This is a genomic window from Microbacterium sp. NPDC055357, assembly GCF_053644835.1.
Genome location: NZ_JBSHLZ010000005.1, coordinates 52,144 through 77,399 on the forward strand (window position 1 = coordinate 52,144; position 25,256 = coordinate 77,399).

At 67.4% G+C, this 25,256-nt stretch carries 22 protein-coding genes and 2 tRNA genes; 16 read left to right on the top strand and 8 right to left on the bottom strand.

Features of this window, described 5'->3' with window-relative positions; genetic code table 11:
• The first annotated feature begins 9 nt into the window (after positions 1–9).
• Positions 10–960, top strand: coding sequence for a prephenate dehydratase (pheA, locus tag ACWICD_RS08525; protein ID WP_376127713.1), 951 nt, complete (start codon positions 10–12; stop codon positions 958–960).
• 3 nt (positions 961–963) lie between these two features.
• Here pheA and ACWICD_RS08530 read toward each other — a convergent pair whose 3' ends face one another.
• Complete coding sequence (locus ACWICD_RS08530; protein WP_376127715.1) at positions 964–2,028, bottom strand: LLM class flavin-dependent oxidoreductase; 1,065 nt, start codon at positions 2,026–2,028, stop codon at positions 964–966.
• Positions 2,029–2,226: 198 nt separating this feature from the next.
• On the opposite strand from ACWICD_RS08530, the gene ACWICD_RS08535 reads away from it, so the two are divergent.
• On the top strand, positions 2,227–2,727 hold the full coding sequence (locus ACWICD_RS08535; RefSeq protein WP_454139922.1) for a hypothetical protein: 501 nt from the start codon (positions 2,227–2,229) through the stop codon (positions 2,725–2,727).
• Between the two features lie 3 nt (positions 2,728–2,730).
• Here ACWICD_RS08535 and ACWICD_RS08540 read toward each other — a convergent pair whose 3' ends face one another.
• Together ACWICD_RS08540 and ACWICD_RS08545 are read right to left on the bottom strand one after the other, a co-directional pair.
• Positions 2,731–4,065: a cryptochrome/photolyase family protein gene (locus ACWICD_RS08540; RefSeq protein WP_376127718.1), complete on the bottom strand. Its 1,335-nt coding sequence runs from the start codon at positions 4,063–4,065 to the stop codon at positions 2,731–2,733.
• 3 nt (positions 4,066–4,068) lie between these two features.
• Positions 4,069–5,238, bottom strand: a complete 1,170-nt coding sequence (locus ACWICD_RS08545) for a diacylglycerol/lipid kinase family protein (protein ID WP_376127720.1) — start codon at positions 5,236–5,238, stop codon at positions 4,069–4,071.
• Between the two features lie 53 nt (positions 5,239–5,291).
• On the opposite strand from ACWICD_RS08545, the gene serS reads away from it, so the two are divergent.
• The 7 genes from serS (at position 5,292) to ACWICD_RS08580 (ending at position 11,685) form a co-directional block, all read left to right on the top strand.
• On the top strand, positions 5,292–6,566 hold the full coding sequence (gene serS, locus ACWICD_RS08550; RefSeq protein WP_376127722.1) for a serine--tRNA ligase: 1,275 nt from the start codon (positions 5,292–5,294) through the stop codon (positions 6,564–6,566).
• The gene (locus ACWICD_RS08555; protein WP_376127723.1) at positions 6,563–7,480 is read left to right on the top strand and encodes an HAD hydrolase family protein; all 918 of its coding nucleotides are present in this window, start codon (positions 6,563–6,565) and stop codon (positions 7,478–7,480) included. The genes serS and ACWICD_RS08555 overlap by 4 nt, the downstream gene beginning before the upstream one ends.
• Before the next feature lie 256 nt (positions 7,481–7,736).
• A tRNA-Ser gene (locus ACWICD_RS08560) sits at positions 7,737–7,821 on the top strand.
• Positions 7,822–7,869: 48 nt separating this feature from the next.
• Positions 7,870–9,162 (top strand): LCP family protein, encoded by a 1,293-nt coding sequence (locus ACWICD_RS08565; protein WP_376127724.1) that lies wholly within the window; start codon positions 7,870–7,872, stop codon positions 9,160–9,162.
• Positions 9,162–10,439 (top strand): LCP family protein, encoded by a 1,278-nt coding sequence (locus ACWICD_RS08570; protein ID WP_376127726.1) that lies wholly within the window; start codon positions 9,162–9,164, stop codon positions 10,437–10,439. The genes ACWICD_RS08565 and ACWICD_RS08570 overlap by 1 nt, the downstream gene beginning before the upstream one ends.
• Positions 10,440–10,503: 64 nt before the next feature.
• Positions 10,504–10,595, top strand: a tRNA-Ser gene (locus ACWICD_RS08575).
• Between the two features lie 280 nt (positions 10,596–10,875).
• Positions 10,876–11,685, top strand: coding sequence for a MerR family DNA-binding transcriptional regulator (locus tag ACWICD_RS08580; protein WP_454139923.1), 810 nt, complete (start codon positions 10,876–10,878; stop codon positions 11,683–11,685).
• 357 nt (positions 11,686–12,042) lie between these two features.
• On the opposite strand, the gene ACWICD_RS08585 is transcribed toward ACWICD_RS08580, so the two are convergent.
• A complete protein-coding gene (locus tag ACWICD_RS08585; protein WP_454139924.1) occupies positions 12,043–13,296 on the bottom strand; it encodes a DUF6880 family protein in 1,254 nt (417 codons plus the stop codon).
• Between the two features lie 192 nt (positions 13,297–13,488).
• Here ACWICD_RS08585 and ACWICD_RS08590 point away from each other — a divergent pair, with 192 nt between their 5' ends.
• The 3 genes from ACWICD_RS08590 (at position 13,489) to ACWICD_RS08600 (ending at position 16,151) form a co-directional block, all read left to right on the top strand.
• Positions 13,489–14,730, top strand: a complete 1,242-nt coding sequence (locus tag ACWICD_RS08590) for an IS1096 element passenger TnpR family protein (RefSeq protein WP_454139925.1) — start codon at positions 13,489–13,491, stop codon at positions 14,728–14,730.
• Positions 14,731–14,830: 100 nt separating this feature from the next.
• Positions 14,831–15,373, top strand: a complete 543-nt coding sequence (locus tag ACWICD_RS08595; protein WP_454139926.1) for an excisionase family DNA-binding protein — start codon at positions 14,831–14,833, stop codon at positions 15,371–15,373.
• A gap of 52 nt (positions 15,374–15,425) precedes the next feature.
• Positions 15,426–16,151: a PIN domain-containing protein gene (locus ACWICD_RS08600; RefSeq protein WP_454139927.1), complete on the top strand. Its 726-nt coding sequence runs from the start codon at positions 15,426–15,428 to the stop codon at positions 16,149–16,151.
• 26 nt (positions 16,152–16,177) lie between these two features.
• Here ACWICD_RS08600 and ACWICD_RS08605 read toward each other — a convergent pair whose 3' ends face one another.
• Positions 16,178–17,485, bottom strand: coding sequence for a PucR family transcriptional regulator (locus ACWICD_RS08605; protein WP_376127736.1), 1,308 nt, complete (start codon positions 17,483–17,485; stop codon positions 16,178–16,180).
• A gap of 120 nt (positions 17,486–17,605) precedes the next feature.
• Here ACWICD_RS08605 and ACWICD_RS08610 point away from each other — a divergent pair, with 120 nt between their 5' ends.
• The 4 genes from ACWICD_RS08610 to ACWICD_RS08625 are packed head-to-tail and all read left to right on the top strand — an operon-like array spanning position 17,606 to position 22,014.
• Complete coding sequence (locus ACWICD_RS08610; protein WP_454139928.1) at positions 17,606–18,799, top strand: transporter substrate-binding domain-containing protein; 1,194 nt, start codon at positions 17,606–17,608, stop codon at positions 18,797–18,799.
• Between the two features lie 11 nt (positions 18,800–18,810).
• Positions 18,811–19,692: an amino acid ABC transporter permease gene (locus tag ACWICD_RS08615; protein ID WP_454139929.1), complete on the top strand. Its 882-nt coding sequence runs from the start codon at positions 18,811–18,813 to the stop codon at positions 19,690–19,692.
• A complete protein-coding gene (locus ACWICD_RS08620) occupies positions 19,692–20,456 on the top strand; it encodes an amino acid ABC transporter ATP-binding protein (RefSeq protein WP_376127778.1) in 765 nt (254 codons plus the stop codon). The genes ACWICD_RS08615 and ACWICD_RS08620 overlap by 1 nt, the downstream gene beginning before the upstream one ends.
• Positions 20,457–20,466: 10 nt before the next feature.
• Complete coding sequence (locus ACWICD_RS08625) at positions 20,467–22,014, top strand: flavin-containing monooxygenase (RefSeq protein WP_454140007.1); 1,548 nt, start codon at positions 20,467–20,469, stop codon at positions 22,012–22,014.
• Between the two features lie 259 nt (positions 22,015–22,273).
• Here ACWICD_RS08625 and ACWICD_RS08630 read toward each other — a convergent pair whose 3' ends face one another.
• From ACWICD_RS08630 to ACWICD_RS08640, 3 genes are read right to left on the bottom strand one after another with little or no spacing between them, the layout of a single operon-like run.
• Positions 22,274–23,731 (bottom strand): aldehyde dehydrogenase family protein, encoded by a 1,458-nt coding sequence (locus tag ACWICD_RS08630; protein ID WP_454139930.1) that lies wholly within the window; start codon positions 23,729–23,731, stop codon positions 22,274–22,276.
• Entirely contained in the window at positions 23,728–24,498 is a 771-nt protein-coding gene (locus tag ACWICD_RS08635) for an SDR family NAD(P)-dependent oxidoreductase (protein ID WP_376127746.1), read from the bottom strand. Before ACWICD_RS08635 ends, ACWICD_RS08630 begins: the two co-directional genes overlap by 4 nt.
• On the bottom strand, positions 24,495–25,250 hold the full coding sequence (locus tag ACWICD_RS08640) for a FadR/GntR family transcriptional regulator (RefSeq protein WP_376127748.1): 756 nt from the start codon (positions 25,248–25,250) through the stop codon (positions 24,495–24,497). Before ACWICD_RS08640 ends, ACWICD_RS08635 begins: the two co-directional genes overlap by 4 nt.
• Positions 25,251–25,256: the final 6 nt, after the last annotated feature.

The following is a 25,256-nucleotide window of genomic DNA, read 5'->3' on the forward strand; positions in this document are numbered from 1 at the left end:
GCTGAGCGGGTGACTGCCGAGCCCGGACCCCGCACCTACAGCTACCTCGGGCCCGCGGGCACCTTCACCGAAGCCGCCCTCGCCCAGGTGCCCGAAGCGCGCGGACAGCGCTGGCGTCCCGTGCGCAACGTCGGCGAAGCGCTCGACGATGTCGTCGCGGGACGTTCGGATGCCGCCATGATCGCGATCGAGAACTCGATCGACGGCGGGGTCTCGACGGCGCAGGATGCCCTGGCGACCGTGCCAGGACTGCGGATCGTGGGGGAGTACCTCGTGCCGGTCGAGTTCGTGCTGGTCGCGCCCCGCGGCACGCGCCTCGACGACGTCTCGCTCGTCGCGGGGCACCCCGTCGCCTATGCGCAGTGCCTGCAGTGGCTCACGAAGAACCTCCCCGCCCACGCGCACCTGCCCGCTGCGAGCAACGTCGCGAGCGCCGTCGGCATCCTCGACGGGACGAGCGACGCCGACGCGGCGATCGCGCCGCCCGGCATCCTCGAGCACCACGACCTCGACCTGCTGGCCTCGAACATCGGCGACAACCCGAACGCCGTGACGCGCTTCGTTCTCGTGAGTCGCACGGTGCAGCCGCCGGCGCCGACGGGCGCCGACAAGACCTCGCTCATCGTCGAGCTTCCCGAGGAGTACCCCGGTGCGCTGCTCGAGATGCTCGAGCAGTTCGCGACGCGTGGCATCAACCTGTCGCTGCTCGCATCGCGTCCCATCGGCGACGCGATGGGACGATACCGCTTCGTCATCGACGCGGACGGGCACATCCACGACGAGCGCGTGGCCGACGCCCTGATGGGCCTGCGCCGGTTCAGCCCCCGCGTGATCTTCCTCGGGTCCTACCCGCGGGCCGACCGTCAGGTCGTGCGCTATCCCGAGCGGTACGCCGACGACGTCTTCGTCGAAGCGCGGGACTGGCTGCGGGCCCTCGTCAGCGGAGAACCCGAGGCCTGAGGCTCACGCCGCGGTCAGCGCGGTGGCGAGCAGCTCGAGCGTCTGCACGCGGCCGGGTGCGGCATCCATCGGCTCGGTCTCATACGCGCCGGCGATGGGCGAGATCATCACTTCGTCGACCTCGTGCTTCGCGGCGAACGCCGTGACGGATGCCGCGACCTCGGCGCCCGTGCCGATGAACCAGCTCGCCCGCGACGACGCCATGATCGACTGGGCGAGGGCGTCGAAGTCGGCAACCCCCGCGATCGACTGCTCGACGGATTCGAGCGCCGTGAGCGGCCGGTTCGTGCGCAGCCGCGCCATCATGCGCAGCTGCGGCAGGGCGCGCTCCTCGGCTTCGCCCGACGTCGGTGCGGCGATCGCGTTCGCCGTGAGGAAGGTCCGCGGGGCCGCGAGCAGCTCGGAGGGCTGGAAGCGCGAGCGGTACAGATCGAGGGCGCGTTCGAGGCCGTCGCCCGAGAAGTGGTTCGCGAAGACGTACGGCAGCCCGAAGCTCGCGGCGAGCTGCGCCGAGTAGTCGCTCGAGCCGAGCAGCCACACCTCGGGAACGGTGCTCGCCGCGGGGGTTGCGTGCACGTCGTACGTGCCGCCCGAAGCGAACCGCACCGTCGCACCGTCGGCCGAGACGAGACCGAGGATGTCGCGGATGTGCTCGGGGAACCGCTCGACGTCGCTCGTCGTGCCCGACATGCGCAGCAACTGGCTGATGACCGGGTCGCTGCCGGGTGCGCGGCCGATCCCGAGGTCGATGCGGCCGGGCGCGATCGCCTCGAGCGCCGCGAACTGCTCGGCGACGACGAGCGGCGAGTGGTTGGGCAGCATGACGCCGCCCGAGCCGACGCGGATCGTGGTCGTGCGCGCCGCCGCCGTCGCGATCAGGACGGGCGGTGACGTCGAGGCGACCGCCGGCATGTTGTGGTGCTCGGCGAACCAGTACCGCCGGTAGCCGAGCCGGTCGGCGTGCTGCGCGAGATCCAGTGACGCCGCGACGGCCTCGGGGCTGGTCTGCCCCGTGCGCACGGGCACGAGATCGAGGACGGACAGGGCGGGAGCGGCGGTGGCAGTCATCCTCTGGCGCAACCCGGCGGCGTCGGGGATCATTCCGGACAGCCGGAGGGGCGGGGCTGCGTCAGCGCATCCTTTCGGATTCGCCCTGTTCTTGATACGTTTCTTGCGGAAGCGTGGGGCTTCCGTTTGGGGAACTGATCGCAAGATCACAACTGGGGAGTTGTCCGTTTGCTTACGCACCGCCGTGGGCGCGCTGTCGTGGGCGGCATCGCTGCCGTCATCGTCGCGCAGGCCCTGATCGTCGCCGTTCCGGCGACCGCCGTCGCATCCACCGCCATCGCCGTCTCGGACTCGGTGGGCGTCGCCTCGCCGGCGCTCGCGATCGAGTCGCCCGCCGCGGGCGCCTCGCTCGTGCGGGGCAGTCTCGGCGACGTCACGCTGTCGGCGGCGCACGCCGCCCCGCTGGATCGGCTCACGATCGACCTCTACGACGTCAACGGCACCTTCATCGGGGCCGTCGGATCCACGTCGGCCACCGCGTCGATCGGTGCGCACACGTGGATCGGCTCCTACGCGCTGCCCGCCGATCTCGCCGCGGGCTCGTACACGATCAGCGCCACGGTCACCGACGCCGCCGGCAGTGCGCGCACCGTCACGTCGGGCTTCGACGTGACCGAGCACGAGCCGCCGTCGCTCGAGTGGCTCAGTGAGCTCGTCGCCCGCGTCGTCGCCGGGGTCTTCGCTTCGCTCGGCCGCTGATCCTCAGCCCCGCTTGACGACCTCGTATGCCGCGAGGGCGGCCCTGCGCGTCTCACCGAGGTCGACCATGGGCTCCGTCGGTGCGTCGCGGGCCCACTGCGAGATGTAGTGGCCCTCGGCGTCGAACTTCTTCGCCTGCAGTTCGGGGTTGAACACCCGGAAATAGGGTGCCGCATCGGCGCCCGACCCGGCGACCCACTGCCAGTTGAAGGGGTTGTTGGCGGCATCCGCGTCGACGAGGGTGTCCCAGAACCACTCCTCGCCGCGCCGCCAGTCGATGAGCAGGTTCTTGATGAGGAAGGATGCCGCCACCATCCGCACGCGGTTGTGCATGAAGCCCGTGTGCCACAGCTCCCGCATGCCCGCGTCGACGAGCGGGACGCCCGTCTCGCCCCGTTGCCAGGCGCGCAGGTGCGCGCGGTCCAGCGGCGGCCACGGGAACGCGTCGAACTCGCTCCGCAGGTTGCGCTCTGCCAGATCGGGCTTGTGGAACAGGGTGTGCCAGGCGAACTCGCGCCAGCCGAGTTCGGAAAGGAAGCTGCCGGATCGGCCCGCCGCGACGGCTTCGTGCCACACGGTGTGCGGGCTCACTTCCCCCCAGCGCAGGCGCGGCGACAGCAGCGACGTCGCCCCCGCCGCGGGTTCGTCGCGCGCCCGTTCGTACGAGGCCAGGTCGTCGCGCAGAAACTCCCTCAGGCGCCGGCGGGCCGCCGGTTCGCCCGGCTCCCAGGTGTCGCGCAGCCCGCCCGCCCAGTCCGGGGCGGTGGGCAGCAGCGCCCAATCGTCGAGGTCGTCCGACGCCGGTGCACGGGCAGGGCCCGGGATCTCGCGCGGCTCGGGCAGCGGGGCCCGCGGAGCGGGCCGGGCGAGGCAGGCGCGCCAGAACGGAGAGAAGACCGAGTAGTGGGTCCCCGATCCCGTGCGCACCTCCCACGGTTCGTGCAGCAGGGAGGCCGCGAACGAGGCGACCTCGATGCCCGCCTCGCGCAGCGACGACTTCACCCCGGCGTCGATCTCGCGTTCGGGCTCGCTGTAGCGGCGGTTCCAGAAGACCGCGGCCGGTGCCGTGTCGGCGACGATCTCGCGCAGGACTGCGCTCGCGGGCCCCCGGCGCAGCACGAGGGCCGAACCGCGCTCGCGCAGGCGCGCATCGAGGGAGGCGAGCGAGTGGTGCAGCCACCAGCGTGCCGCCGCACCGAGGGCGCGGATGCCGGGCGACTCCTCGTCGAGCACGTAGAGCGCGACAATGGGTCCGCCCCGGTCGATCGCGGCGCGCAGCGCGGGGTTGTCCGCCAGGCGCAGGTCGTCGCGGAACCAGACGATCGACGGAGCGGTCATCGCTCAGAGCCCGCTGAGGTCGTGCCCCTCGGGCACGGCGAGGAGCAGAGCCCCGGCATCGATGCGGGTGTCGACCTCGACGGCCTCGCCGAACTCGTCGCCGTCGAGTTGCACGGGGTGCGGCTCGCTCGTGCCGATCTCGATCCCGGTGCCGCGCGAATAGATGACCGAGTTGTCCTTCGTGCGGAACGACAGCACGCGCCGCCCCGCCCGGAAGCGGCGCAGGACGCTGTTGTCCCACGCGACCCGCCGCCACACGAAGAGCCAGCCGAACGCGCCCTTCGGCTGCACGATGACGATGTCCAGCGCCCCGTCGAGGATCGACGCGTCGGGCACGAGCTCGAGGCCCGCCGGGAGCGACCCGCAGTTCGCGAAGAGGATGCTCTGCACACGGGCGGCGTGCAGGCGCCGGCCCGCGAGCTGGTACATGACGCGGAACGGCTTCGCGCCGGCGAGCGACCGCGCGGCGCCGTCGACGTACGCGACCCACCCGACCGTCTTCTTCAGCTGCGGGCTCGTGTTCGCGATCATCGCCGCGTCGAGGCCGATGCCGCCCATGACCACGAAGGCGTGCTCGACGCGCTCGCCGTCGGCGCGGCGCAGCCGCGCCCAGCCGACGTCGATGGCGTGCCGGTCGCCGTCGAACGCGGCGCGGATCATCGCGGCGGGCTCGGTGAGGGGCAGGCGCAGGTTGCGGGCGAGCAGATTGCCCGTGCCGCTGGGCACGATCGCGAGCGGCACGCCCGACCCCGCCATCGCCTCCGAGACGGCGCGCACCGTGCCGTCGCCTCCCGCGACGAGCACGACGTCGGCGCCCGCCTCGAGGGCCTGTCGCGTGATGTCGTCGCCGAGATCGGACACGGTGGTCTCGTAGAACAGCGGCTCGGACCATCCGGCATCCGTCGAGATCCGGGTCACGGTGTCGCGCAGCTCGTCGCCGTCGACCTTGATCGGGTTGTAGACGAGCGCAGCCTTGGGGCTCGGCCGCTCCTCGCCGCCCGACATGGTGGCGGTGTCGCCCTCGGCGTCGACGCGTCGCGCTTGCCCGCTCGCGCCGTCGGTGCGATCGGGGGCGATGTCCTCGGGCTCGCGGATGACGTCGTCGGGGGCCGCAGCCTGCACCGGATCCGGCGCGTCTGCGTTTCGAGAACCGTTCCCATCAGGGGTCGCCATTCGACCATTATGCGCAGGATGCCGCGGGGGAGCCCGCATGCGAGGATTGTCGGGTGATCGATCCCGTGCTTCTCCGTGAAAATCCCGAGCTGGTCAAGCGCTCGCAGGAGGCGCGTGGGCACTCCTCCGACACTGTCGATGCGGCGCTCGAGGCCGACCGTGCGCGTCGCTCCGCCATCACGACCTTCGAAGAGCTGCGCGCGGCGCAGAACGCGCACGGCAAGACCGTCGCGCGGGCGCCGAAGGACGAGAAGGCTGCCCTCGTCGCCGAGGCCAAGCAGCTCAGCGAACGTGTCAAAGAGGCCCAGCACGCCGTCACCGCCGCCGAGGAGGCCTCCGACGCGGCGCTCGCGCAGATCGAGAACATCGTGATCGACGGCGTCCCGCCCGGCGGCGAGGCGGACTTCGTCACGCTGCGCACCCACGGCGACGTGCCGACGTTCGACTTCGAGCCCCTCGACCACCTCGCGCTCGGCGAGAAGCTCGGCGCGATCGACATGGAGCGCGGCACGAAGGTGTCGGGCAGCCGCTTCTACTTCCTCACGGGCATCGGCGCGCGGCTCGAGATCGCCCTCATGTCGCTCGCACTCGACCGTGCCCTGCAGGACGGTTTCATCCCGCTCATCCCGCCGACCCTCGTGCGGCCCGAGGTCATGCGGGGCACCGGATTCCTCGGTCAGCACGCCGCCGAGGTGTACCACCTCGAAGAGGACGACCTCTATCTCGTCGGCACGAGCGAAGTGCCGCTGGCCGGATACCACATGGACGAGATCCTCGACCTGACCACGGGCGCGAAGCGCTACGCCGGCTGGTCGACGTGCTACCGGCGCGAAGCCGGCTCGTACGGCAAGGACACGCGCGGCATCATCCGCGTGCACCAGTTCAACAAGCTCGAGATGTTCGTCTACACGGTGCCCGAGGACGCCGAGGCCGAGCACCTGCGACTCGTCGCGATGCAGGAGCGGATGCTGCAGGACCTGGGCCTGAGCTACCGCGTCATCGACGTCGCGGCCGGGGATCTCGGGTCCAGCGCCGCACGCAAGTACGACGTCGAGGCGTGGGTGCCCACGCAGGGCGCGTACCGCGAGCTGACCAGCACCTCGAACTGCACGACCTATCAGGCGCGGCGCCTTGACATCCGTCATCGTCTGCCCGCCGACCAGGGCGGCAAGACGCAGCCCGTCGCGACCCTCAACGGCACCCTCGCCACGACGCGGTGGATCGTCGCCCTCCTCGAGACGCACCAGCGCGCCGACGGTTCGGTCGTCGTGCCCGAGGTGCTGCGGCCCTACCTGGGCGGGCTCGAGATCATGGAGCCGCCGGCATGACCGACGACGACCTGTCCCACCTGCCCGCGACGGGTGAGATCGACGTCGTCGGTCGGGGCGAGGCCGTCGAGATCGTCGACGAGCTCGCCCGCGAGACCGAGGCGCCGGGCATCGTCGTCGAGCACATGCTCATCGCGCTCGACATCGACGGCACCGTCATCCTCGAGGACGAATCGCTCAGCCCGGGTGTCGTCGACGCCGTCGAGCACGCGCAGCGTGCGGGGCATGAGGTGATGATCGCGACGGGACGCAGCTGGGAGGGAACCCGCGGCATCCTCCGTGTGCTGGGTATCGCTCCCGAATACGTCGTGTGCTCGAACGGTGCCGTCGTGCTGCGCCGGATCGACGCCGACGACCTCGAGTACGAGCGGTGGCACCTCGAGACGTTCGACCCGCGCGATGTGCTGACGCTGCTGCGCGAGCACCTGCCCGACGCCCGGTACCTCGTGGAGCTGCCCGACGGAAACCGCCTCTATACCGAGTACCTCGACGACTGGAACCTCGTCGCCGCGCGCCGTGTGCCCTTCGAGGAGCTGGGGGCGCAGCGCGTGTGCCGCGTCGTCGTCGTCGCGCCCGAGCACGCCTCCGACGCCTTCCTGGAGCTCGTCTCGGACATCGGACTCACCCAGGTCTCGTACTCGGTGGGCTGGTCTGCGTGGCTCGACATCGCGCCGCACGGCGTCGACAAGAGCACGGGGCTCGAACGGGTGCGCACGACGCTCGGCATCCAGCCCGAGAACGTGCTCGTCATCGGCGACGGACGCAACGACGTCGGCATGTTCGCCTGGGCGCTCGAGCACGGCGGTCGCGCTGTCGCGATGGAGCAGGGCCCGCAAGAGGTGCGGGATGCCGCCGGTGAGACGACGACGTCGGTCGAGGCCGGCGGCGTCGCCGCGATCCTCCGGGCGCTCTGAGCCTCGCTCGCGTCGCCTTTCGTCGAACCCGACCTTTCCCGTCGAACCCGACCTTTCTCGCGTCGCCTTTCGTCGAACCCGACCATTCCCGTCGAACCCGACCTCGTCGACGTCCCGTTCGGCGGAAACGGTACGGTTCGAGCGACAAAGCCCCGCGCGCCTTTCAGAAGTCCCACAGCCGCCGCTGGAACAATATGTCAGCAGTTCCGTCGACTAGACTCGACGCCTGTTCGACGGATGCCGGTGGCATCCGCCGGGAGGGTTGTCCGAGCGGCCGATGGACCTGGTCTTGAAAACCAGTGGGCAGAAATGTCCCGTGGGTTCGAATCCCACACCCTCCGCTTGATGTGTGCTGGGGGCGAACCTGAAGACGCCGTGAAAGGACCCCCGTGAGCCAGACGACCAAGCCCGCCAAGCGTGGCCGTCGCACCGTCGCGCGTCACGGGGCGCTGACTTCGCCGCATCCGGTTTCGCTGCTGCTCAAGGTGATCGGCGTCATGCTCGGGGTCGTTCTCGTCTCGGGGGCGGGTGTGGCCGCCTATGCGACCTACGATCTCGCGGCGAGCGCCACCGAGGACGCCGTCGATCTCGAAGGACAGGCTCCCGTGCCGCCCGACATCGGTGCGATCGAGACGGGCGTCGATCTGCTGGTCGTCGGCACTGACGAATGCGAGCCCGAGTACGCGTACCTCTTCGGCGACCGCTGCACGGGTCCGGATGCCGAAGGTCAGCTCAACGACGTCAACATGCTCGTGCACATCTCGAACAATCCGCGCCGTGTCACGGTCGTTTCGTTCCCGCGCGATCTCATGGTCCCGATCCCCTCGTGCACGCGCGAGGACGGCTCGACGACGTCGGCGATGAGCAAGCAGCAGATCAATACGGCATGGTCGTACGGCGGGCTGTCGTGCGTCGCCAAGACGATCTCGGCGCTGAGCGAGCAGAGCATCCCCATGGCGGCGAAGGTCAGCTTCGGGAACGTCATCAACATCACCGACGCGATCGGCGGAGTCGACGTGTGCATCGGCAACGGCGGCATCCGCGACCGGTACACGAGCATCGACTGGCCTGCCGGCATGCGCAACGTGCAGGGCGTGGAGGCCCTGCAGTTCCTGCGCACGCGTCACGGCCTCGAGAACGGCAGCGACCTCGCCCGCATCTCGAACCAGCAGCAGTACATGTCGCGACTCGCGCGCAAGCTCGTCAGCGAAGAGGTGCTGTCCGACTTCGGCACCCTGTACCGGCTCGCCACGACCGCCGTCGACAACATCACTCTCAGCAAGAGCCTCGCCAACCCCGTCACGCTCGCCCAGATCGGTCTCGCCGTGAAGGATGTGCCGTTCGACCAGATCGTGTTCGTGCAGTACCCGGTCAACACCGATCCCGCCGACCCGAACCGCGTCGTTCCGAACTATGCCGCGGCCGAGCAGCTGTGGGCCGCGCTCGCCGCGAACGAGCCGATCCAGGTCACGAACGACCCGAACCGCGGCGGCGGCGTCGTCACGGTCGAGCCGTCGGAAGACCCGATCGACGCGGGCGAGGCCCCCGTCGAGCCCGCCGATCCGGCCGACGCCACGACGCCTGAGCCGACCGAGACGGCTGTCGCGTTGCCCAACTCCATCCCCGGCACCTCCGCTGCCGACGAGACCTGCTCGGCGGGCAACCTGAGGTCGAACGGTTGATGTCGGTGCAGGTCCGGCCGGAAGGCCGACGCCCGTTCGCGCGGCATGGCCGGTTCGGGATGCTGCATCCGATCACTCGGCTGCTCGCGGTGCTCGGCGTCGTCCTCGCCGTCGTCGGACTGAGTGCCGGGGGAGTGGGCGCGTTCGCACTGTGGAATGCGGCGCAGGCCGTCGCCGACAGCTCGGTCGCGATCGGCGACGAAGAGTCGATCCCGCCGTCGCTCGGAGCGATCGAGGGCGGCGTCAACCTGCTGCTCGTCGGATCGGACTCGTGCGAGGGGCAGGACGTCGCGCTCTTCCCGCGCTGCGCCAACGAGGATGCCGAGGGTGAGCGCAACGACGTCACGATGCTCGTGCACATCTCGGATGCACCGCGGCGTGTGACCGTCGTGTCGTTCCCGCGCGACATGATCGTGCCGATCCCCGCATGCCCCCGCGAAGACGGCAACGGCGATCACTCGGCGATGAGCGCGCAGATGATCAACGCGTCGTACATGTACGGCGGCCTGCCGTGCACCGTCAAGACCGTCGAGGAGCTCACCGGCGAGAGCATCCATTTCGCGGCATCCATTCGCTGGACCGGCGTCATCAACATGTCCGACGCGATCGGCGGCGTCGAGGTGTGCGTCGCGGGTGACATCAGCGACGGGCACACGGGTCTGAACCTGGCCGCGGGCCCGCACACGCTGCAGGGTGTCGAGGCGCTGCAGTTCCTGCGCATCCGTCATGGAATCGGCGACGGATCCGACCTCGGTCGCATCTCGAATCAGCAGCAGTTCATGTCGTCGATGGTGCGCACGCTGCAGGGTGACGGCGTGCTCGGCAACCCCGGCACGCTGTTCTCTCTCGCGACGACCGCGATCTCGCAGGTGAACGAGGGGCAGCTGGTGCTCAGTCAGTCGCTCGCGAACCCGACGCTCATGGCGCAGATCGCGATGGCAGTGAAGGACGTGCCCTACGAGGACATCGTCTTCGTGCAGTACCCGACCGAGTACGGCGACAACTTCTCGCGTGTGCTGCCGGTTCGGGATGCCGCGGACCAGCTGTTCGCCGCGCTGCGTGAGAACAAGGCGCTCAACCTGACCGGCGACGCGAGCCAGGGCGACGGTGTCGAGGTGACCGGTGAGGCAGCGAAGCCCGAGGGCGACGCCGAGCCCGTCGAGTCGGCGGCGCCGTCGCCGGAGACCCCCGCGGTGCCCGAGGATCGCGTCGATCTGCCCTCGAGCATCGCGGGTCAGACGGCGGCCCAGGTCACCTGCACCCTGCCCGAGCGCTGATGTTTCGCCGGGCTCGACTCGACCGGTTATGATTGCTCTGCGCGTGCTCTTCGAGCGCTCGCCTGGAGACGTCGCATAGTCAGGCCTAGTGCACCACCCTGCTAAGGTGGAGTCCTCGCAAGGGGACCGAGGGTTCAAATCCCTCCGTCTCCGCCATTTTTTCTGGCTCGGTTCCCTTGTAAACACCGGGATCGCGGACCATCTCGGGTTCTAGTTTTCCGGGCTTGCGTTTGAACTGCGTAAAGTCTGCGGGAGTTGGTCTCTGCGGCGTGCGTGAAGCATGCGTAAACCGACGGACCGCCCAATCCGCGAGAGCTCGGCTGACTGTGTCTGAAGTTGTGCTCGGGCGGCTGCCGTCGTGGAGTGACTGTAGTCCCTGAGGTGTTGAAGACGTGCCGATTGACTCTCCTCTTAGGGGAGGCTGCAAGCTGGATTCATGTTGAAGATCGGCGAGTTCGCAGGGTTGACGGGGCTGAGTGTGAAGGCGCTTCGCCACTACGACGAGGCCGGGGTGCTCGTGCCCGCCGAGGTGGACGGCCGTACGGGATACCGGCTGTACGCGGATGGGCAGGTGCGCGCGGGCATGGTGATCCGTGCGCTTCGTGACGCGGGAGTGCCGTTGCCCGAGGTGGCAGATGTGGTCGGTGGCGGGAAAGCGCTCGAAGTGCTCGAGCAACACCGGCTTCGTGTCCTCAAGGAACGGGAGCGGGAGGACCTCGCGTTCCGCGATGCTGAGGGTGTACTCCGCGCGCTTGCCGTGGTGGTCGACGTCACTGAGCGGACGATGCCCGCTCAGCATTTCGTGGGGCAAGTCCTCGCTGTTCCGGTCGATGATGTTGACGCCGTGTCGGACGAGGACGCGAACGAGATCTTCGGCGCACTGTTCACGCGACTGCAGCGGGCAGGCCTCGGTCCCAGCGGGCCATTCTGGACCGCGCTGCGCGCTGGTGACCAGGGAACCATCGAGATCGCATGCTGCTGGCCCACGCCGGAGGATGTGCCCGAGGATATGCTCGGGTCCGAGAGCTTCGCTGCCGTGCTTCCGGCTCGTACGGAGCTCGTGGCGACATGGCGTCCGGCCGGTGGCGAGGAGCTCCCTGATGGGATCCTGCATCCGGCGGTAGTCGGTCTTTTTGATGCCGTCGATGAGCTCGGCTTCGAAATGGGGGCTGTGGAGATCCGTCAGACGGTCACTGGACAGAGCGCTGACGACTTCGTCGTCGAACTGTCGGTGACTGTGTCATGACAGCGGGTGTAGGCGGGGCATGCGACCGCCGACGTCGGCATGGTGCTGACGGCATGGCGGCGTTAGCGCCGGCTCAAGCGAGGTGACGTCGTGCCTATCCGAGCGAGAAGCCGGTGCCGGGCTCGAGGCGCCCGACGGCTCGTGGCGGTGTGACGCGGGTCGTGCATGGTCGTGGCCTGGAGGTCTGCGTCTCGGAGCGCTGTCTTGAACCAGGACTTGGATCCGCTGCTGGCCCGGGTGCGCCGCATGTACTCGCCAGCGGAGTTCGGGACCTACGGGTATGCCAATGCGGGCGGGTGCGGACCGAACAAATCCCTCCGTCTCCTCCGGCAGTTGTCGCCGCGACGGCTCATGGTGTCAGAGCCCGGCGGCATCCATTCTCTGGATCAGGGACGGGCGCCGGGCGTTCTTTCGGCGCACCTCGGCGAGGTAGTCGTCGGCGATCTCGGGGTGTCCGGCTGCTCGTGCGGCGGCGCGGAGTTTCGTCATCCTGCGTACCGCGCCGGGGTAGACGCGGGTGTTCGCCTCGATCAGACGGTCGTCGATGAGCTGCGCCATCACGGGGAGTACGGCAACGGGATCGATCTTGCTGTACCGGTCGACGAGGTCATCCCACTGTTGGGAGAGAATCGACGTGCCGTTCTCGGCCGCGCGGAGTCCCTCTGCCCATGCGCGGGCGATGTCATCCGCGTCGATCAGGTATGCGATCAGCTCCCACGGGCGTTCGCGCATCCGATCGATCGCGTGCTCCCGGATCGCTGGCCAGTCTGGTCCTGAAGCTGACTCCCACGCCTGCGCATTGGCCGTGGTCGGCCATCGTCCGAATACCTCTGAGGCCGCGTCCGCGGCACTCTTGCCCGTTTCGATTGCCAAGGCGGCCCAGAGCTCGCCGCACTCCTGCTGCTGGTGCGGCCCGCCGGGCAGAGTCATGCCCTCGTGCGCGATGACGGTCGCGCGGTCGAGCAGTCCGGCCTCATGGAGCGCTTTGGCAGCGGCGGCGTGCATGTGGGCGCGCGGCATGTCTCCGCCGTGGGTGCGGACGATCGCGTCCTCGTCACCACGCAGGACGGCGAGGCGCTGCAGGTTGTAGAGCACGGCATGGCGGGCATGCCACTCGTCGTCGTGTGTGAACTCCGGGTCGGGCCGCCCGTCGAAGGGTGTGGTCAGCGTCTGTCGTCGCTTGTCGAGGTGAGCTTCGAACCTCACGATGCCGGCTTCGCCGAGAGCGTCCGCGTAGTCGACGACGTCCACCGAGAAGTACTCGCCGAGTTCGCCGAACTGCTGCTTCTGGATCCACCCGGTCAGCGTGGCCGGCGGAGGCGGGCTCTGATCGCACAAATCGGCATGCAGGTTCAGCAGCTCCTGGATGACGAGCTGGATGAGTCCGCCGGAATCGTCGGCGCGCATGAGGACACGGAAGGTGCTCCCGATCGCCTTCTGCACGACCGGGATCACGCCTTCGGCGCCGTAGTCGTCGGCCATGTCCGCCAGGAGTGACACCCCTTGTTCGGCTTCGAAGGCGTAGGTCTGCACCGAGCGCCAGTCCCACATGTCGCGTCTGGTCGTGCGGAACGAGGCGAGGACGTTCGGGATGTCGCGGGCCAAAGGCATCCGTCCAGGATGCCACTGCCCGAGGCTCCGCGGCCGACCGGTGCCAAGGCCGCAGGCCCCGGTCTCACCGTTTCGGCTGATGAAAGAAGAAGATTCGGCCGGATGTCAATCCAGCTCCGAACGGCTCGTTTCGCGATCGTGAAGTCCATCGCGCTCGTGTAGCGGCTCCGGCCGGCGTGGCATGCTCGCTGTATGGCGCGGACGTGGCTGTCGGTGAGGGTGGAGCTCTTGGGCGGGCGGGGCGAGGACCTGTGGCCGTGGCCGGGCCGGATATTCGCCGTGGCGCCGTCGCACACGTTCCTTGACCTGGCTGAGGCGATCGATGACGCGTTCGCGCGATGGGATCGCTCGCACCTCTCCGTCTTCACCCTCGCCGATGGTCGTGTCATCACCGACGACGAGACCGGGCAGGAGCTGGTGTCCAATTCGTTCGGGCCGATCGTCGCTGCGGTGGACATCGAGTCGGCGAAAGTGGGACGGATGCTGACGCTTGGCGCCACGTTCCAGTACACGTTCGATCTCGGCGACAACTGGGTTCACCGCTGCGTGGTCGGCGAGCGCAAGATCGATCCGCTCGATGAGGTCGGGATTGTGCCGGATAAGCCGCTTCCCTACTGGGGGTGGGGGAGTATCCCCGACCAGTACGGCAGGAACTGGGATGGCGACGACGGTGAGTCGCGGATGCCGCAGCGACCGCGGGCGGTGGATCCGATGCAGGCTCATGAGTGGCCAGCTGTGGGTGCTGTGGCGGAACTCGACATCCGGGCTGTCCGCGCCGCAGTCGCGGCAGCCGATGCGGTGGGCTTCCTCGATGCGCTGACGGGGCGGGAGATCGATGACGCGCTCCAGCAGGTCGGCTCCGGAATGGCGATGGCATTGCGCAGCCGGCGTCGCCAGGCCGAACCGGTGGTGCTCTCCCTGATCCACCGCCTCACCGGGCGGAGCGGCCCTGGGGACCAGGTGCTCGCCGACGATCTGCTGGCACTGCTGCGACGTGAATCGCCCGCAGCACACACTTCCCCGGTCGACCTCGACGAGCTCAGTTCGTTCCTGGAGGGCGACTTCGGAGAGTCGAGCACGGTCTACGTCGACGTCCTGACCGGTGAGGCCTTCAGCGGAGACTTCACCGACCCGGCCATTGTCGGGGAGGACGCAGCGATGAACGTCGAGGCGGAACCTGATCGGTGGGTCCGGCTCGAACGGGCTGGATCACGGGACCGGTGGGAGGACATGGAAGCGTTCGTGCTCCGTCAGCGCGATAGCGCGCTGCGAGACCGACTGATCCGCGCAATCGAGGGCGCGGGCGCGTTCCGCCGCTTCCGTGACCTCGTCCATGACGAGGGGCTCGCCGAGCAATGGCAGATCTACTCCGACGACCGCCGATGGGGCAGAGCCCGTGACGCGCTCGCGGATGCCGGCATCCGCGTCTTCTGACAGTGTCGAGCAGGTCCATCTACTGATCTGCCAGGGACGCGTGGTACGGTAATCGCAACAAACGCAACCTCCTGCGTTCACGTGTATTGAGGTGATTCCCGTGTCTCGCGCTGCAGTCGTTGAAGAGACGTATCTTCCCAGCAAGGGCGACGAGCTAGCCCCTGTTCTGGACTTCCTTACCGCCCATGAGGCTGCCGGTCGGGTCGTTCCCGAGCCGCGGTACTTTCTTGCGGGAGCGCACCCAGGTGATCAGGTAGAGCTTCCGGAAGAGATCTACCTCGCTCTCCGCAAGATTGTTCATGCGATGCAGAGCGGACTGGCTGTCTCGGTTGTGCCGCAAACAACGAGGCTGACCACTCAGCAGGCAGCGGATCTCCTGAACGTGAGTCGCCCGACCGTTGTGAAGCTCCTCGACGAGGGTGAGATCCCGTTCGAGAGGGCTGGAACGCACCGGCGCGTTCTCCTCGCGGATCTCCTCGACTACCGGGAGCGCCGGCGTGAGCGTCAGTACGACATGCTCGCCGCTACGCGTGACGCTGTTCACGAAGACAACGTCGAACAGACGCTCGAGGACCTCAAGGCGGCGAGGAAGGCGGTCGCGGCGAGGAAGGCGGTCGCGGCGAGGCGGGCTGCACGGCTCTAGCTTCGCAGCCTGACAGGATGGGGGTCGTGTTAAGGCGACCCTCGACACCAACGTGCTGTGGCCGAGCCTGCAACGTGACTTCCTGCTCTCCCTCGCGGTTGAGGGTGCGTATCGGCCAACCTGGAGTGCGGTGATCCTCGAACAGCTCGAGTATCACGAAGCGGCCAAGCTCACGAAGCGGGGGATCCCCACAGTCGAGGCTGCTGAACGCGCGGCGACCCTCATTGCCGCGATGCGCCGCGAGTTCATCGACGCCGAGGTCGAAGGCTGGGAACCGCTGGAGGGCACGTTCGGGCTTCCCGACCCGGACGACGAGCACGTGGTCGCCGCGGCCGTCATTGCAGGAGCCGGTGCGATCGTCACGGAGAACCTCAGAGACTTCCCCGCAGACAAGATTCCACCGACCATCCAAGTGCTCAGTGCGCGCGAGTTCGCGAAGAACACGGTCGCCCTCAACCCGCGGCACGCGCTCGCCGCGGTGCAGGAGATCGCGAGCCGTTACGGCCGCTACGGTACGGCACTCACTGTTGAGGAGATCCTCGATACTCTGCGGGACCGATACAGCATGATCGAAGCCGTCGAGATGATGGTCGAGCTGCGACCGAGTAGCCACAGATCGCACGCCTGCGGTGCAGGCAAGGTCGCCCAATTCGTGCTTGGCGCCCGCCCGCTCCGGGCCCACAGCATCCGTCTTGTTTCATGCCATAGACCGTCGCGCATTGCCCCGTCGATGAGACCGCGCACCCGCCTCGCTGAACCGGCCGGAACCCGCAGCTGACCGGCGTGCCTGCCTCGAGAGACGCGCTACGGCGCGTCTCTCGTTAGGCCCTCCGCATGAGCACGTACTTCGAGCTCGAGCAGGAGGCGTTCCTGATCGTCTTCGAGGCTCATCCCGGTGACTCGCTCGACGCGCTTGAGTCGCTGCCGCAGCGTGTTCGGATGCAGATGCAGAGCACGCGATGCGCGTTGCGGGCTCTTGCCCTCACGGAAGTACACGTCGATCGTGCGAAGCAACTCGCGGCCATCTACGTACGGACTGGCGAGGATAGCCTCGACCGCCGCTCCGGTGAGCACGCCCCGTTCCCAGAGGGTTCGCACAGCTCGCGACACCTGTAGATGCGCTCTCTTGGATTCATAAGTCGTTACCCCGCTCGTTCCCTCGACGGAGGAGTTCTTCAGCATCGCTTCGACGGTTTCGCGTGCGACGGGCAACTCGCGCGGGCTCTCGACCGAGGGTCCCATTGCGCACCGCATGCTCACCTTCAGCTGTGAACTCAGGGCACCGGAGGTGCGCTCAGCCCATGGGAGGATCGTGGACGCGGGGGGAGGATCGGGGATCAGTACGTACGCGATGGACTGTGCGATGGCCACCTGGGCCTTCTGTCGGATCACGGCCGCATGGAGAGCGATCACCGCGGCGGTCGAGGCGGCGAAGGGCTCGGCGGGTATCTCGTCCGATGCGAGCGCGAACGCGACCAGCATCCATGTTCGCGACTCCTCGAGGCCGAGGATGGCGGCGAGCGTTCGACGGGACTCTGTGCTCCGCCGCAGTCCGAGCAACTGCAGAAGGGTCTCCGAATCGCGAGACTCGACGCGGTCGGCGCGTGCGATTGCCCTGGCGGCGAGAGCAGCACCTGCTGCGAGGATCTGACGGGCCCGCGGCGCGAACTGCGTCGCTCCCTGTTGCACCCATATGGTGCCGAGATGCCTCTGCGTGCGCTCGTCGATGATGCCCGCGGCCAGCCGGGGCTGGATCTCACCGTCTCGCCCGAACTCCAAGACCCGTCCCGGCCGGCTCAACTGATCCCACACGCCCTGGGCCCGCAGCTGCTCGCGATGCCCAGGTGGAGCGCCGCGTCCGAGGATGGAATCACGACGCAGCTGGTCGGCATGCTCGTCGAGCGGCGAGAACGCCAGGACTCGGCTCTGCATGTCGTCGATGGAGACGTACCCGTTAACCTGATCAGCGAGCGAGTTCGCTATCGCGAAGAGATCACCGGCCTGCGGCCGCTCTGGCGTGCCGTCGGGCGGGGCCGTGTCGGCTTCAGGAGCCGACGCGATCATCCTCTCTACCAGCCCGTGAAGTTGACCCCAGGGGACATCGGCGTTCACCCGTGCTACGTGAGCGATACCGGCTGCTTCGGCGAAGTGCTCGAGGTCCGCAGCATCCGAAGACTTCGCCATCACGAGCGCGGGGCGAGACGCCGCGAGGTCTTCTAATCCGCTCGCGAGGTGCTCGGAGGTCTGCCCGATGAGCAGGACGACCTCATCGGAACGATCCAGCCGGGGCACGCCTTCGTCATGCGCCTCGACGATGCTGCATGCCCTGATTGCGAGAGCCGGCGCCCTCGACTCCCCCAAGAGCGTCACCATGCCACGAAGGTTGGTCACCAGTCGGTCCAGCGTCTCCACGCCACTCCCGTTTCGCCGATTTTTCTAGCCTGTTTCGATCGTGGTAAATCGTTGCATGTACCCACCATTCTCGTAAACATTGTGTGCGCTTGCACGGTACTTTGGTGGCCCGCCTTCCGTAACATCGCTCACAACCAATACTCACCATCACCCGCAGGAGTCCGCATGCGTCCTACTCATCGCATACAGCACGCACTTGTTACGGGCGCCGTTGTCGGTGCCGTCGTCCTCAGCCTGGCCGGGTGCTCGTCCGCTACAGACCCGGCGGCATCGACCGATTCGACGGTCGAAGGGGAGACGTTCGTCATCCCGCAGCAGACCGGTGTGCCGCCGTGGGCCTACACGGACGACACTGACGCACTGATCGGCATGCTGCCTGACCTTTCGTCGGCTCTCGCGCCGTATCTCGGGGTGACGATCGAGAACGAGCGCACGACGTGGGAGAACTCGCTGCTCGGCCTCGAGAGCGAAAAGTACATCTTCGTCCCCGGCGCTGACGCGACACCGGAGCGGCTCGAGAAGTTCGACTTCGCTATTGCGTTGCAGGACGCCTACGGATTTCAGGTCAAGGCCGGCAACCCTGAAATCGCTGACGACATGATGGCGCTGTGCGGGCTGAGCATCGGGCTCCCGGCATCGTCGAGCCCCATCCAGTCTCTGGAGGAGCAGTCGGCGAAGTGCGTCAAAGCGGGCGAGGAGGCGATCGAGATCAAGACTTTTCCTGATTGGGCAAGCGCCGACCTCGCCACGCAGAGTGGGCAGGTCGACACGGCGACGGCAACGCTGAGCTCGATGGCCTATCAGACTGCTGAGAACCCGGATAAGTGGACCATCACAGGCCCACGCTACCTGGAGCTGGAGATCGGCTTCGCGGTGCCCAAGGGCAGCGCCTGGGGCCCGAAGCTCGTCGACGCGTTCAACGAGATGATCGCCGACGGAGCCTATGCCGCGATCTTCGACGTATACGGCACTTCCGGCATGATGATCGAAGAGTCGCACCTGGTGACGCAATGAGTAGTTCGCTCATGACCGCCCCCGACTCCGAAGCCGTGTGGCGCGTGCGGGCCAACAGCCTGGGTGCTGCCCCGCACGAGCAGCACAGCCATATCGTGCGCAACTCGATGGCTGGCCTTGTGCTTCTCGTCGCCGTCGTAGCGATCATCGATTTCGTCATGCGCCCAGCTCTCGGTTGGCCCGTCGTGTGGGAGTACCTGTTCGCGCCGAGCGTGATGCAGGGCATCGGCAACACTCTTCTGCTGACTGTGCTGTCGATGAGCTTGGCACTCGTCGCATCGGTGATCCTGGCGAACATGCGTCTGTCGGCTAACCCCGTCCTGCGCGCGATATCAGGCATCTATGTCTGGTTCTTTCGGTCGATCCCGCTGCTCGTGCTGCTCATCCTCTGGTTCAACATCGCGATCATTTACCCCCGCATCGCGATCGGAGTTCCGTTCGGGCCGGAGTGGTGGGCGATCGACACCTCGACGGTGGTCAACGGATTCTGGGCGGCGGTCTTCGCATTCGGCTTCCAGCAGGCTGCGTACACGTCGGAGGTGATCCGGGCATCGCTCCTCGCTGTCCCAGCCGGCCAGCGTGAGGCGGCGGCTGCCATTGGCATGACCAAGCCCCTCATGTTCTTCCGCATCGTGCTGCCTCAGGCGATGCGCATCGCGATCCCGCCGATCAGTAATGACACGATCAATCTCCTGAAGGCAACGTCGCTCGCGGCATTCATCTCGGTGCCCGACCTGCTGTACTCGGTGCAGACGATTTACAACCGCACCTACGACATCGTTCCGCTGCTCTTGGTGGCGACGATCTGGTACGCGGTCTTCGTCAGCGTGCTCTCCTATGGGCAATACCACCTGGAGCGAGCGCTCAGCCGCGACCGAAGGGCGGTGGGGTGATGACCGTTCCCCTCATCGCCGCGTTGAACATCTCCAAGTCTTTCGGCTCCCATCAAGTCCTTCGATCGGTCAGCTTTGAGGTAGCTCAGGGAGAGGCTCTCTGCATCCTTGGCCCATCTGGAAGTGGGAAGAGCACTCTGCTCAGATGCCTCAACATGCTCGAGCGTCCCGATGAAGGAGCAGTCTTCCTCGGAGGCGATCTCATGGGCTACCGCATGCACGGGAATGGAATCAGAGAACTCCACGACAAGACCGAGGCGCGGCAGCGGCAACGTCTGGGCATGGTGTTCCAGCAGTTCAATCTCTTTCCCCACATGACGGTTCTCGAGAACCTCACGGAGGGGCCTGTTCAGGTTCAGAAGCGAGCCCGCTCGATCGCGAAGGCCGAGGCTCTCGCCCTTCTCGATCGTGTCGGCCTGGCGGAGAAAGCCCGGAGCTTCCCTGCCCAGCTCTCGGGCGGCCAGCAACAGCGTGTCGCCATCGCACGGGCGCTGGCCATGCGGCCGGAGGCGCTTCTCTTCGATGAGCCTACGAGCGCGCTCGATCCCGAGATGGTGAACGAGGTCCTGCAGGTGATTCGTGAGCTCGTGCGCGATGGGATGACCAGCATCATCGTCACCCACGAGGTGGGATTCGCGCGCGAGGTGTGCGATCGCTTCCTTTTTATGGAAGACGGCCTTCTCGTGGAGGACGGCCCCGCATCGGCCCTCAACCAGGATGCCGCCCACGCTCGCACCAGAGCCTTTCTCGCCAAGGTCCTGTAAGGGGATTCGGATGCCCAAACGCACCAACAGAGCACCCGGCAAGCCGTCGGTCGCGATCATCGGAGCGGGTTTCGCCGGGATCGCTATGGGGGTTCGGCTGCTTCGCAGCGGGATCACGGACTTCACGATCTTCGAGGCCGGTGACGGCATCGGCGGTACGTGGTTCCACAACACCTACCCTGGGGCCGAGGTGGACACTCCGTCCCACATGTACTCGTACTCGTTCAAGCAGCACGACTGGTCCCGACCCTTCGCGACGCAAACGGAGTTGCTCGGTTATCTCGAGGAGACCGCCGACGATTGGAGGCTGCGGGAGCACTTGACGCTTCGCACCCGCATCGTGCGGGTGGAGTGGGATGAAGCATCCCAGAGCCAGCACGTCCGCGCGGAGGACGGGCGCGAATGGCGGTTCGCCGCGGTCGTTTCGTCGGTGGGGCTGCTCAACGTGCCGTCCGAACCTCGCCTGTCGGGGCGAGACCTCTTCGCGGGGCCGGTCATCCACACCGCGCGGTGGGACCACGGCGTGCGTTGGCAGGGCAAGCGGATCGCCGTGATCGGCACCGGATCCTCTGCCGCCCAGGTCGTTCCCGCGCTCGCGCCGGCTGCCGGCACGCTCACGCTCTTTCAGCGACAGCCAGCGTGGGTAGACATGAAGGAACGAAGCACGTTCACCCCGGAGCAGCGCCGCCGGCTCAACTCCGGGCGAGGTTATCGGCGGGAGCGCGCGCGACTCTTCTGGAACCAGGAGAAGAACTGGTTCGGCGGCAGAGTCGTGCGGCCGGGTTCGCGCGCCGACCGCATAGCCGTCGAGCGATGCACCCTGCACCTCGAGCGCTCGGTGGCAGACGCGGAGCTGCGCGCGCTCCTTACTCCGACGGGGGCCTACCTTGCCAAGCGACCGGTCCGAAGCAACGAGTATCTTCCCGCACTCCAGCGGGACAACGTCCGAGTAGTCCCGCGAGCGGTCGCCGGACTGTACGAGGACGGCGTAGTCGACTCTGGTGGCGAGCGTCACCCCGTCGACATCGTCGTCACCGCGACCGGATTCCGCCCGGCCGAGTTCTTGCTGGGGATGACGGTACTCGGCGAAAGCGGTCGGGATATCCACGAGGTGTGGGGCGACGACCCGCAGGCCTTCTTGGGTATCGCGGTTCCGGGCTTTCCGAACTTCTTCATGATGTACGGGCCCAACACGAACTTCTATGCCATCGTCTACAACCTTGAACGCCAAGCCGATTACATCGCCCGAATTCTTCAGCGGATGGCGAGAAAGGGCTTCACCTCAGCCACAGTGAAAGCGCGATATCACGACGTGTTCAACGACGCGCTCCAGAGGCGGATGGCCAAGACCAGCTTCACGCAAGGCCAGAGCTACTTCCGCTCGAAATCCGGCCGCGTTGTAACCCAGTGGCCTGAGGGGGCGATCGTCTACGGTCTCCTCACCCGAATGCTCGCGGTCCCGGCAACCCAATTCGAGCGTGGCGGTCACTTGAGGCAGACCGGTTTCGGAGCGGAGCCACGCCGTGTCGAGGCCGTCGAGTCGTTGGAACGCCAGTGACTGCGTTCTGAAACACACGCAGCAGAACCGAACGTGCTGGGCCCGCCGAAGTCGGTGTCGACTGCCGCAAACACTGTGGGCCCGGCACTGAACACGCACCTTCTTGAAGCGGCCTGACTTTCACATTATCGTCGAATCGCCTCAGGTGGAGTTGAGGATCACTTGGGCTCGGCCATGGGTGACAGCGCCGTCGTCGAGATGGCGCGTGGGTCGTGCATGCCGATTTCACGCTAGGGGTCTGCGTGCGAAGTCATCGTCATCAACCGTTGACGTTCTGCGGAATTCCTAGCGGATTGGCGTCCTGCAGTGGCTCGGGCAAGAGCACGGCGGGGAAGTTCTGGAACGCCACGGGGCGCAGAAAGCGGCTGATCGAGGCGGTCCCGACGGCCGTCGTGGTCGAGGCCGTCGTGGCCGGGTATGGTCCGCCGTGCTGCTGTGCATGGGTGACGGACACTCCGGTCGGCCACTGGTTCCACAGCACGCGGCCGGCCTTCTGCGTCAGGAGGGGGACGAGCTCACGGGCGATCGCGAGGTCTTCGGCGTCGTCGTCGGCTACCAGCGTCGCTGTCAGCTGGCCTTCGAGAGCCATCGTGAGGTCTCGCAATCGTGCCGGATCGGAGTAGCTGACGATCAAGCCGAACGGGCCGAAAACCTCGGTCACCGTCCCGTCGGGGTTCTTGAGCACGTCTTCGATATCCGCGTGCAGCAAGGTGAGTCTCGGCTCCGTCAGGCTCGTGTCAGCCTCGCGCAGGGGGTTCACCCCGTCGCGCGCCTGGAGCTCGTGGAGGCCCTCGACGTATCCCTTCAGAATCCGGTCGTTGAGCAAGGGTCCACCCACAGGAGCGGTGGCTTCGCGCAGTGCATCGATGATGTCGGAGCCAGTGGGCACCACGAGCATCCCCGGCTTGGTGCATAGCTGTCCTTGGCTGCCGGTGACGGACGCGACATAGCCCTCGGCGATCTCAGCTGTCCGGCTGCGCGCCGCTGCGGGTGCGACGAAGGCCGGGTTCACGCTCCCGAGCTCTCCATAGAAGGGGATCGGTACAGGGCGCGCGTTGGCGATGTCGAACAGTGCCCGTCCGCCCGCGATCGAGCCCGTGAAGGATGCCGCCTTGATGAGTGGATGACGTAGCGCTTCGACGCCGCGCTGGGTGCCGTGGATGACGGTGACCAGATCCGCGGGCGCTCCGACGCGCTCCACGGCTCGCGCGATCGCCGCAGCGGTCGCGTCGGAGAGTCGGGGATGCCCCGAGTGCGCCTTGACGAGCACGGCATTGCCCGCCGCGAGGGCTGCGGCGGTGTCGCCGCCGGCCACCGAGAACGCGAACGGGAAGTTGCTGCCGGCAAACACAAGCACCGGTCCAATCGGCACGAGCATGCGTCGCAGGTCCGGTCGAGGTGCACCCATCTGCCACTGCGGATCCGCGCGGTCGATACGCGCGTCGAGGAAACCACCCTCCTCGGCCACGTCCGCGAACAGACGCAGCTGGAAGGTTGTCCGTGTGAGTTCGCCGGCCAGCCGAGGCAGGGCCAGGCGAGTCTCCTCCTGGGCGATCGCGGTGAGGTTCGCGGCTGCAGCATCGAGCTCGTCGGCGATCGCGCGGACCACGCGCGCACGCTCGACGTACCCATACAGTGTCCACCGGTCGGATGCTGCGGCGACGCGGGACACTGCCTCGTCGACATTCTGCTCGAGAGAGCTGTCGCCTGTCGTCATGATGCCAGCCATCCGCCGTCAACGTTGAGAACTGTGCCCGAGATGTACTGCGACGCGGGGGAGAGGAGGAACACACACGCGTGTCCTATGTCGGTGGGATCTCCCAGTCGGCGCATGGGGATCCTGCCCATGATGCGGTCATGGTCTGCGGGGTTCTGGAGCAGCCCCTCGGTCATCTCCGTGGCGAAGTACCCCGGGCCGATGACGTTGGATCGGATGCCGTGTACCGACCATTCCGTCGAGAACGCGCGGGCCATGCCCACCAGGCCGGTCTTGGACACCACGTACGGCGAGATGTTCGGCAGACCGATGCTCGAGTTCAGCGAGCCGATGAAGATGTGGGAACCGCCCCGCGCTCCCGCGATCTGCTGCCGGGCGATCGCCGTGCTCAGGAAGTACGGCGCGTGCAGGTTCACCGCCTGGATCCGCAGGAATTCGGCCGGGGTGACGTCCACAGCAGGCTTCCGCAGCTGGATGCCAGCGGCGTGCACCACGGCGTCGATCGGCGCGATTCGTGAGATCTCCTCAACGAGTGCGTCGATGCGGTCGAGCTCGCCGACGTCGGCGGGGACCGCCTGCGCCGCACCGCCTTCGGCCGTGATCGCGTTGACCGTTCCGGCTGCCTGCTCGGAATTGCGCGCGACGATCGTCACACGACCTCCGGCGCGTGCGACCGCGTGCGCGATGGCACTCCCGAGGCCGCGGCTTCCGCCGGTGACCAGCACGTGCGCGTTGCCGAGGTCGAAGGGATGGGCGTCGATACTCATTGCGCTCCTGAGAAGTCGATGTGCGGGGCGAGCGCCTCGGCCGCGGCCGTGACGCGGTTGATGTGCGCGATCGTCAGTTCGCGCGCTGTCGGGGCATCGCTTGCGGCGATGGCCTCGGCGATGAGTCTGTGCTCTTCGTGGGTCTTCGATCGCTCCGGCGAGTACCCCGGACTGCGCAGATAGGTCGCGGCGAGGATCTCGTTGATCGGCAGCGACATGTGCGCGAAGAACGGGTTGCCCGTCGCCCGGGCGATGACGGAATGGAAGCCCAGGTCGGCGGCGACGTGCGCCGCGGTATTCGCGCTCTCGCCCTCGTGCACCACCTCGATGAACTCGACGAGCTCGAACAGTTCATCGAGTTCTGCGTCGGTGCGGCGCAGCGCGGCGTGCGCAGCCATCTCAGGTTCGAGTGCTCGCCGCATCTCCATGAGTTGCGGGAACGTGCCACCGCCGAGGCGCAGCATGAGCGCTACTTGACGGGAGAGATTGCGCTGATCGAACTGGGCGACCTGCATGCCTCGGCGCGGGCGGATGCTGACGACACCGCGTGCCACGAGAGTGCGCCCGGCTTCGCGGATGACGGTGCGACTCACACCGAATGCCTCGGTCAGCTCCGGCTCGGTGGGCAGTTGGTCGCCCGGCCGGAGGTTCTTCTCGAGGATGTGCGCCGTCACCGCATCGGCGACCTGCTCGGACAGCGGACGCCGCTCGGTGGTCGCATCGGACAGCGCGGTTGCGGGCGCAGGCATCATCGTCGT